This window comes from Chamaesiphon sp. GL140_3_metabinner_50, from assembly GCF_025361915.1.
Classification (GTDB): Bacteria; Cyanobacteriota; Cyanobacteriia; order Cyanobacteriales; family Chamaesiphonaceae; genus Chamaesiphon.
Genome location: NZ_JANYJC010000109.1, coordinates 1 through 9,601, shown reverse-complemented (window position 1 = coordinate 9,601; position 9,601 = coordinate 1). Strand labels below are relative to the sequence as shown.

Here is a 9,601-nt window from a genome sequence, read left to right as displayed (position 1 = left end):
ACCTATCAAAACTTCTTCCTCCTCTATCCCAAACTCGGCGGGATGACTGGTACGGCAAAAACCGAAGAAGTCGAGCTGGAAAAAACCTATAAAATCCAGGTGACGGTGATGCCCACCAACCGAATTCGCCAACGGTACGACTATCCCGATGTCGTCTACAAAACCGAAGAAGCTAAATGGCGCGCCGTCGCGCAAGAATGCTCGGATATGCACGGTACGGGTCGCCCGGTACTAGTGGGTACCACCAGTATCGAAAAATCTGAAATTCTTTCCCGCTTATTGCACGAGCTCGAAATTCCCCATCAACTCCTCAATGCCAAACCAGAGAACGTAGAACGGGAATCGGAAATTGTCGCTCAAGCCGGACGCAAAGGCGCAGTCACGATCGCCACTAACATGGCAGGTCGTGGAACGGATATCATCTTAGGTGGTAACTCCGACTATATGGCACGCCTGAAGCTGCGCGAGTACCTGATGCCCCGTGTTGTCGCGCCCGAAGATGATGGCAACTTTAGCCCCGCCACAGTCGCCGCCGCCCAACAGAGCAAAGCTTCGGGACAGGGTTTCGGCTCTGGTAAAAAAGTTAAAACCTGGAAAGCCTCGCCCGATATCTTCCCCACCGAAATCTCTAAAGAAACCGAGGCTTTACTCAAAGATGCGGTCAACTTTGCCGTCGGACACTATGGCGAACGCAGCTTGTCCGAACTCGATGCCGAAGAAACCATCGCCGTTGCCTGTGAAAAAGCACCCACCGAAATCGAAGCCATCCAAAAACTGCGGAATGCCTATAAAGCCGTCCGGAAAGAGTACGATGCCTTTACCTCCGTCGAACACGACGAGGTATTGACCAACGGTGGCTTACACGTAATCGGTACCGAGCGTCACGAATCGCGCCGCGTCGATAACCAACTCCGAGGTCGCGCGGGTCGTCAGGGCGATAAAGGCTCCACTAAGTTCTTCCTCAGTTTAAAAGATCCGTTGATGCAAATCTTCGGCGGCGATCGCGTTAGCACCTTAATGGATGCCTTCCGGGTGGAAGAAGATATGCCCATCGAGTCCAAAATGCTCACCAACAGCCTCGAAGGTGCCCAGAAAAAGGTCGAAACTTACTACTACGACATTCGCAAACAAGTATTTGAATACGACGAAGTGATGAACAATCAACGTCGCGCCATCTACGCCGAACGCCGTCGCGTTTTAGAAGGTCAAGACCTCAAAGAACAAGTAGTTCGCTATGCCGAGCGGACGATGGATGATATCGTCAACGCATACATCGACCCAGAGTTACCCCCAGAAGAATGGAAACTCGAAAGCTTAGTCTCTAAATCGCGGGAATTTGTTAATTTGTTCGACGATTTGACCCCCACCCAAATCGAAGACATGACTTATGAAGAAATCAAAGTCTTCATGCGCGAAGAAGTACGTCGAGCCTATGATATCAAAGAATCACAGATCGATCGGGTTCAAGCTGGACTAATGCGTCAAGCCGAACGCTTTTTCATCCTCCAACAAATCGACACCCTCTGGCGCGAACACCTCCAATCGATGGATGCCCTCCGCGAATCAGTCGGCTTGCGCGGTTACGGTCAAAAAGATCCGTTAATTGAGTACAAGCAAGAAGGTTATGAGATGTTCTTGGAAATGATGACCGACATTCGTCGAAATGTGGTCTACTCGATGTTCCAATTCTCCCCCGAACGCCAAGCCCAAGCAGCATAAAACGTTATCTCGATTTGATGCAATATCCCCGACTTCTTGGAGAAGTCGGGGATATGTCTTAAAAACTTAATCCCAACAGAAATTCAACAGAGGGATAAATGATTGAAGATATTGAAATTACTAACTTTAGATGCTTCGATCGCCTTAAAGTATCTGGATGTAAGAGAATCAATCTAATTAGTGGTAAAAACAATGTTGGGAAAACTGCATTATTAGAAGCAATATTTATAAATAATACGCCAACTAAGGATACAATTATTTCCATTGGTGATTTGAGAAGGGAATCAAGTCAAGTAAGAAGCGAATTTCCAGCACAAATATGGGATAACTTATTTTGGAAGCAAAATCTCGATCCTCCTTGTGTCTTTCATACTATTTTTCAAGATGCAAGCTTCAAAACAACTGAAATATTTGTTAGAAATGAACAGGATATTCTTACTGTGATAAATAGCAATATACCAGCGGAACTGGTTAATCATTATGATGAATGGTTGGAAAAAGAAAAATTTAAAGATGGTGCAGAACAGTCTCTAGGAGTGATAATAATAAATGTAAATAATCAGATTTTTATTAAATTGATAGCGTTGTCAAGAAATCGTGAAGTTAATCTTGACACAACTTATAATAAATCTGTCTATCTTCAAAATACTTCATTTATACCTTCTACTCTAAGAGCTTCTACTGTCAGCCTGACACAAGAATTCGATCGAGCTAGATTAAATGAAAAAGATGAAGAAGTTCTAAAAGCATTTCAAATAATAGATAGTTCAATTGTTGCCGTCGAAAGTTTTAGTATTCCCGAACCTACTATTTACCTAAAACGTCAAGGTGAGAAGAGATTGCCTTTGTCTCTATTTGGCGATGCCATGAATCGGATTGCTGATATTATATTAAAGATAATTAATAATCAAGACAGTATCCTGCTAATCGATGAGATTGAAAATGGTATTCACCACTCAAATCAAACTGCATTTTGGGACTTTTTGTATAGATTAGCCGAGCAATTAAACGTGCAGATTTTTGCGACAACTCATAGCTTAGAAATGACTGAGGCTTTTATCAAAGCAGGAATTGACCGACAAGATTCAGCCGCTCATTTTGAGTTGACTCGCCATGAAAAAACAAATAAAATAGTTGCCATTAATCGAGATTTAGAAACTTTAGAATATGGTATCACTCATCATAAAGAGGTGAGAGGTGGGTCGTAATATTTTAATCGTTGAAAGTAATAACGACAAATATTTTTTTCAGTCAGTTATCAAACATCTCGATATCGATCTTGAAGTAGCAGCTCCTGTTTTCTTAGATGAGGATTATAGAGCGATGGATGGATCGGATTCAACCAAGTTAATCAATGCACTTAAAGATTTAAAAGCCGATATTCAAAAAGAAGATATCGAGCGGATTGGTATTATTCTTGATGTCGATCGACATTCAGAAGCCGAGCGAATTAAATTTATTAATGATTGCATTATTAAAGTATTTCCCAAAGCGATAACACTCGATCGAGCTAATCAATTTACCGATCTGAATTTTGAAGCTTACCCAATCAAACTCGCTTGCTATTTTACTAATGTTAACGGACAAGGCGAACTAGAGACAGTTCTGAAAGTAATTAAGAATCAAGATTCAACCTATGCTGACTGTCTAGACAGATGGCGTGAATGTTTGGTGAGTAATGGTAAGAAAATCACTGACAAGAAATTCGACAAATTATGGATTGTTAACTATATTCGCTATGATACTGCGACGAAAGATGAACAAAAACATGCCGATAGAAAGCTAACACTTAATTATGCTCTAGAAAACAAATCTTTTATCTGGAATTTAGACCATCCGATACTGGCTGAATTGAAAGTTTTCTTTAGGCTGTTTAATAATTCTTCTTCGTAGTAGTTATGTGACATAGATTTTCTATCTAAAAATTCACGATCGGAGTATTTGTTATGCTTTCTGGTAAAGTTATACGTGTTGCTCGTCCCACAGATCGACTAGCTGAAGTTGTGAGATTTTACACGAATGGGTTAGGATTGCAAATAATCGATCGATTCGAGCATCATGAAGGATTTAGTGGTGTAATGGTGGGTATTCCTGGCGAGTCTTATCATTTGGAATTTACACACCAACAGGGACATCTCGTGGGTTGCGCTCCGACTCAAGATAATTTAATTGTTTTCTACATTCCCGATCGACAAGAATGGGAATATGCTGTCGATCGACTTAAAGCGATCGGCTCTGAACCTGTAAAGTCTTATAATCCTTATTGGGATGTTAGTGGACTTACATTTGAAGATCCAGATCGGTATCGAATTGTCTTACAAAATACCAGTTGGGAGACATAATCGATATTTTAACAAATGGTATGGAAAGATCGATCGAACTTAATTTTTAAAGTAAAAAAATGCACTAGCTGTAAAAACTAGTGCGGTTTGCGCTCGGTAAATCGGTAAAATAATCGTAGTTTCTAGAATTCCATTTCTGCGGCTTGAACGCGTTCGACTTGTTTTTTCTTGAGAACTAAGAGAATTTGCGATAGCATAATCATGAACACAAATGCGATCAGACCGAGAATGCGATCGGGATTTTGTAAGACGATTTCGATATCTTTTTGACCGAAACCACCAACGTTAGGATTGTTGGTAATCGCTTGACCAGCGGTAACTGCATTACCTTCAGCAATTAGTAATTCTGGGCCAGCGGGGACTTTATCGATGACGGCTTCGCCAGTTGCGGGTTGAATGGTGATTTGAGTGCTACCATCTTCTTGCTTGGCAATTGTGGTAATGTTTCCAGCTACAGAAGCGTTGTAGACGGTGTTGTTGCTTTTCTCACCAGTAGGATAAACTTGTCCGCGACCGCGATTACCGCCAGCGTGAATTTGGTATTTACCGAAGTAAACGCCTTTTTCGGTTTTGGGGTTGGGAGAAAGGACAGGGAAAATGATTTCTTGATATTTATCGCCTGGTAATGGGCCGATGATGACGATGTTGTCTTTACCGTCGCCGTAAGGTTGGAAATATAACCCTTGAGTTTTTTCCTTCATCTCTGGGGTGAGACGGTCTTCGGGGGCGATTTTAAAGCCATTGGGTAGCATCAGGACTGCGCCGACGTTTAAGGGGCCTTTAACGCCATTTGCAGTAACTTGTTGAATGCTTTGGTCGTAAGGAATCTTGACGACTGCTTCAAATACGGTGTCGGGTCTGACCGACTGGGGCACTTCGACTTCGGTGGGTTTGGCGGCGAGGTGACAGTTGGCGCAGACGATTCTACCCGTTGGTTCGCGGGGGGTCGCTGGGTAAGTTTGTTGTGCCCAGAAGGGATATGCTGCGGCTGATTGAGGGACGGCGATATCGTTGGCGATGAAGATGCCAGCACTTGCCAAGATGACAACTAAAGTTTTGGTCAATAGTCGCTGACTATTTTGCCAGACTTGGAGTAAAGTTAATTTCATAGGTTGGAGGATGACAGACGGAGAAAATTAATAATATACGGATTTTGAGTGAATAGTGGATAGTGAATAGTCAACAGTGGATCGTCAAAATAGTATTTAACTCATCCCTACGATCTATTAGCTATTACCTATTAACTAAATTTATGCCCACCAAGCGGGTTCGTCTGTGCGGAAGTCGGTTTCTGTCCAAGGTGTAAGCGAGACGGTATCGTTTTCGGTTACCACAGCATGAGCTAAGGGGAGAGATTTTGGTGCGGGGCCGCGTACCATTTTGCCTGTCTCATCGTACTGAGAACCGTGGCAAGGGCACATGAATTTGTTTTCGGCTTTGTTCCAAGGTACGACACAACCTAAGTGCGTACAGATGGCGTTGATGCCATAGTTGACGATCGTGCCGTCAGCAACGACGAGGTAGGTGGGGTCACCTTTTAGCCCTTGTGCTAATTCCCGATCTCCTTTGGTTTTGCCAGTCAAGAAAGCACTGACTTTGACATCATTACCTTGGGCATCTTTAGCTGTGGCACCGCCGCCAGCACTACCGCTAGCTGGGGGCACGAAATATGCTACAAATGGATATGCAGCACCAAGCACCATCCCACTAATCGTGCCGAAAGTGAGCAGATTCATAAACTGGCGACGACCGAGATCTGGTACATCAGCAGAGTTGGCGATTTGAGTCATAAGTTTATGCTAATTTTATCTAATTATATCTTTACACAACACTTGGTTGTCGCGCGGTCAAAAGAGCTATGAAGTTGTGTATAAAGCTAAGACCATCCGATATTATGACATTTTTCGGATCCGATCGGTAGGTATATCCGGTCGGCTGCGATGCCAGAATCGAGTGGCTAGGGTGCGGGTTCAAATCCTTGGCATTGGGTGGCGGTGCATTTAGGTCGTATGATACTATTGACAGACTGAGCGCGATCGCTACCGATGAAGCTAATGTCGCCAGTAATTCCGGGTAGATTGAAAGTAGAACTGCTAATCGTTTTTTGAATTTGTTGACGAGCGTCGATTGTGTTGAGATTGTTAGGCAATCGATCTAAGGCTTGGATAAGGACTTGAGCCGCATCGTAAGTCATGGCAATCCGGTGATCTAGCTGTGCTTTATTACCCCAAAAATCCGGCTCGGAGATCGTATTATTTCGATAGCTGGAAGGATGCCAGGTGAGGCTAATTACTAATTTCTGAAGTTGGCGGGCGTTAAAACTATTGAAGAGAGTTTGATCTTTAACAACTTCGTTACCAATAATTGGTAATTCGCCATTATTATCTCTAATAATCGATAATACCCGTTCGCGTTCTGGTGCGTCGCTGGTATAGGCATCGGGAATTAAGACGATCGCTTGCGCTCCGGCTAGTTTAGCACGTTTAATATCGTCGATTGCATTCCCTCTCGCCTCGAAATTAAATTCTTCAACGATACTAACTCCTTGACTATTTGCTTTTAATGCTGCTGTCATTGAGTCGCTAAATGTTTTACCACTAGTATGAAACAGAGCGATTCTGGTGTACTTGTGCGCTCTAATATAATTGGCAATTTCTTTACCAGAAACTTTGTTGTTCGAGCAAACTCGGAAGAAGAAATTGTCAGGCTCTGTACTAGTAAGCGCAGTAGCAGTGCTAGTACTAGCAATTAAAACAGTCCGATTTTTTTTGTAAATATCTTTAGTTGGCAATGTCACTTCCGATGCATAGCTACCGATTCCGGCTAATAGATTGCGGCTGAGGACATTACTCGCTAATTTAGTTGCATAATTTTTATCATTGCGATCGTCTACTAAGACAATTTGCAGCTTCCAGGTGTGACGAGTATCTGCATTCCATTGTTGTTGTGCAAAAGCTACCGCTTTTAACATACTAGCAGGAATATCGATTGGTGTAGATTGAGATCCGGGAATTGTCAGAGCGATGCTTCTAATTGGTAGACTTTGCTGCGTTAGTTTAGCATTTTCTAACATAATCAGCGTTTCAGGATCTTTTTTGGCATCCCAAGCTCTAGTTAATAATGTTATGGCGAGGGGATAGTCACCATCAGCAATTGCATTCGCACCCGCCTGCTTGTCTACTTGGGAAGGAATATTTGGCTGCTTGAATAGTATTTCCTCGCCACAGCTAATGCCATCGCCTTGAGTGGTGTTACAGGCGGCTGCTAGTTGCGGGGTTTTGGGGAGGTTCAACCAGGCAATTATCCCTAACATACTCACAATTGCAATCGGTGGTACTTTCATTTGTTTCCCTTTAATCTTTTTAGATAATAGGGAACGAAATACCAAGTTATGCAAGATTTTTCGCCACAGGGGGACAATCTTTTTGGGAAATTTGAGCGGTAGATCCCAGGGAGATGTGAATAAAATTGGTACAATTGATGCGCCAGGAATATCCCCATCGTAAATTTTCAATTCTCCTCTAGCTTGAGTTACGGCTGCTTCTAAGGAGTAAGATTGAGCGATCCAATAATCGAGCAGTCGATCTAGAAATAGTCTAAGTACGCGATAATGAACGGGAATTCTAAAAGCAATGACATTTGGTACGCCAATTCTATCGGCAGCTAAGGCTCTTGCTACGCCAATACTAGAGCAACCTGCTAAAATTACTAACTTCAAACCCCGACTAACACTGTTTTTAAAGGGTTGAGTTAGTTCGTGAATCGAGATACTACCCGAATTTTCATCGATGGTAATTTTCCCGTCGATACCATCTGAATTTGCATGGCTGTGTCCGATAATAATCATGATATCGAACGATCGATCGCTAATTGTCCTGAGTAATTCCTCTCTGGATGGATGATGGAGGAGTTCAAAGATGGCTGGCGCGGGAAAGTACCTGCTTATTTCATTAATATAGATCGGTTGCTCGATGCCCTGTTGACTGCCAAGTACTAGTAAAATTTTAGGGACATCTTGCCAGACTAATCTTCTTTGCTGTTCTCTCGGTGCGAATACAACATTTACCGAGCGATTACCTCTAGTTAAAACATCGGTAATGAAAATGCTATTTTCTACCGGAATAGACTGAAGATCGCAATTATCGGTAAGAACGACTATTCTCATCGGTTCTGTCAGTGCGATGCCATTCAAACTTTGCAGTAATCCTTCGCGAATTTTCGACCAAGATTCCCGATCGAATGTCTCATCGAGTAATCGTTGCAATTCAATACTATTATTTCGCAATTCATCCATGCGATCGGCTATATTGTTAACCATCGTATCTGGAATTTGAATTCCACCGAGATAGTCTCGATCGTCAGCCGCCGCTCTAAATTTTTCAATAATTTCCTGATTTAGTCGCACCAATGCTTCGACATCTAAGGTGCCATTACCGACAGCATGAGGATTAGTTATCGCGCCAGTTCTATCGTCGATCGTGGCAATAGTCAATCTTGCCGATACTAGATCTGGATTGGGTTTGGAGGTTAGATCTATTATACAAACATGGCTCATCGTCAATCTCGCATTTAATAATTAGAAAAAGATCCATCCCCAATTTTAATTTAACGTAGAGCTAGGCTCCGATCGGTATTCCTTTACAGAATGTAACCCAAACTAGCAACTAGCTCAAAGCTTAGATGAGAAAAGATTCTGTAATGCTAGCATCATTCATTGACACACAAGCACTAAATAGATTGCCGACACTAGCAGTAAAATATAGTTGAATATAACTATCCACAACTGTCGATCGACTCTCAGCTTGACACAGCAGATCGCCACTTTCTGATAAGAGATTTAGCCGGACATTAGGTGGCAAACATGCTTCGGTACCGATTGGATAAATGCGATTTAGAATTGCATAAGTGCCATCGAGTAAGGGAATCGCTGCTACCATTAAGCCCAGTTTATGCCCCTTCATTACCAAACCTAAATCTTTGATGCGACGGTGCCAATTTTTAGTATTATCTGGTGCGATTTTCCATAAATATTCTGCGGCTTGCCAGCGTAAAGTTTCATCGGTGGTATGCTGGATTAAATAAATAAGTAATAAGGATGGCGATGTGAGATCGGGCGGTATTTCTACTTTCAGATTTGAGCTTTGATTGGCATAAAAGCTCTGCACTATCCGATAAATTTCGCGCTCTGAATGCATAAAACCTAAAAAACAGTCTGCGTGCAAACCAGGGTGAACGATAATTTGTTCGATCGTCAACCAGCCGCGCTCTAAAATAGTATCGCTAGTCGAAAGATAATCGCGAAACCAGTTAGCAATTTTGGTAATTGCTGGGGTGGGATTCAGATATAAATCCAAATATTCTGGATTATCGATTATCGCCCCCCACTGCTCGAAAGGTATTACCAATCGAGGGGAAAATAGCGATGAATGCTCTCGCAATCGATCGATTGAATCTTTGGCTACCGATCGCGATAATGGAGCTAGAAGCGGGATTTTACCCCGTTCTGATGCTAACTCCCGATCGCTTGCCAACTCACAACT

At 42.6% G+C, this 9,601-nt stretch carries 7 protein-coding genes and 1 pseudogene; 4 read left to right on the top strand and 4 right to left on the bottom strand.

Annotation, left to right across the window (positions count from 1 at the left end; genetic code table 11):
- From secA to Q0R35_RS05925, 4 genes and pseudogenes are all read left to right on the top strand, one after another.
- Positions 1-1,719: pseudogene (secA, locus tag Q0R35_RS05940) on the top strand (preprotein translocase subunit SecA); the annotation flags it as partial.
- Positions 1,720-1,817: 98 nt separating this feature from the next.
- A complete protein-coding gene (locus tag Q0R35_RS05935) occupies positions 1,818-2,927 on the top strand; it encodes an ATP/GTP-binding protein (protein ID WP_295615173.1) in 1,110 nt (369 codons plus the stop codon).
- A complete protein-coding gene (locus Q0R35_RS05930; protein WP_295615172.1) occupies positions 2,917-3,612 on the top strand; it encodes a DUF3226 domain-containing protein in 696 nt (231 codons plus the stop codon). Before Q0R35_RS05935 ends, Q0R35_RS05930 begins: the two co-directional genes overlap by 11 nt.
- Positions 3,613-3,665: 53 nt before the next feature.
- On the top strand, positions 3,666-4,061 hold the full coding sequence (locus Q0R35_RS05925; RefSeq protein ID WP_295615171.1) for a VOC family protein: 396 nt from the start codon (positions 3,666-3,668) through the stop codon (positions 4,059-4,061).
- A gap of 122 nt (positions 4,062-4,183) precedes the next feature.
- Here the strand turns inward: Q0R35_RS05925 and petA are convergent, their stop codons facing one another.
- From petA to Q0R35_RS05905, 4 genes are all read right to left on the bottom strand, one after another.
- On the bottom strand, positions 4,184-5,170 hold the full coding sequence (gene petA, locus Q0R35_RS05920) for a cytochrome f (protein WP_295615170.1): 987 nt from the start codon (positions 5,168-5,170) through the stop codon (positions 4,184-4,186).
- A gap of 141 nt (positions 5,171-5,311) precedes the next feature.
- The gene (gene petC / locus Q0R35_RS05915; RefSeq protein WP_295615169.1) at positions 5,312-5,851 is read right to left on the bottom strand and encodes a cytochrome b6-f complex iron-sulfur subunit; all 540 of its coding nucleotides are present in this window, start codon (positions 5,849-5,851) and stop codon (positions 5,312-5,314) included.
- Between the two features lie 167 nt (positions 5,852-6,018).
- On the bottom strand, positions 6,019-8,616 hold the full coding sequence (locus tag Q0R35_RS05910) for an ABC transporter substrate-binding protein (protein ID WP_295615168.1): 2,598 nt from the start codon (positions 8,614-8,616) through the stop codon (positions 6,019-6,021).
- A 121-nt stretch (positions 8,617-8,737) separates the two neighbouring features.
- Positions 8,738-9,601, bottom strand: an 864-nt coding sequence (locus Q0R35_RS05905) for a DUF1822 family protein (protein WP_295615167.1), incomplete at its 5' end; no start/stop codon positions are given.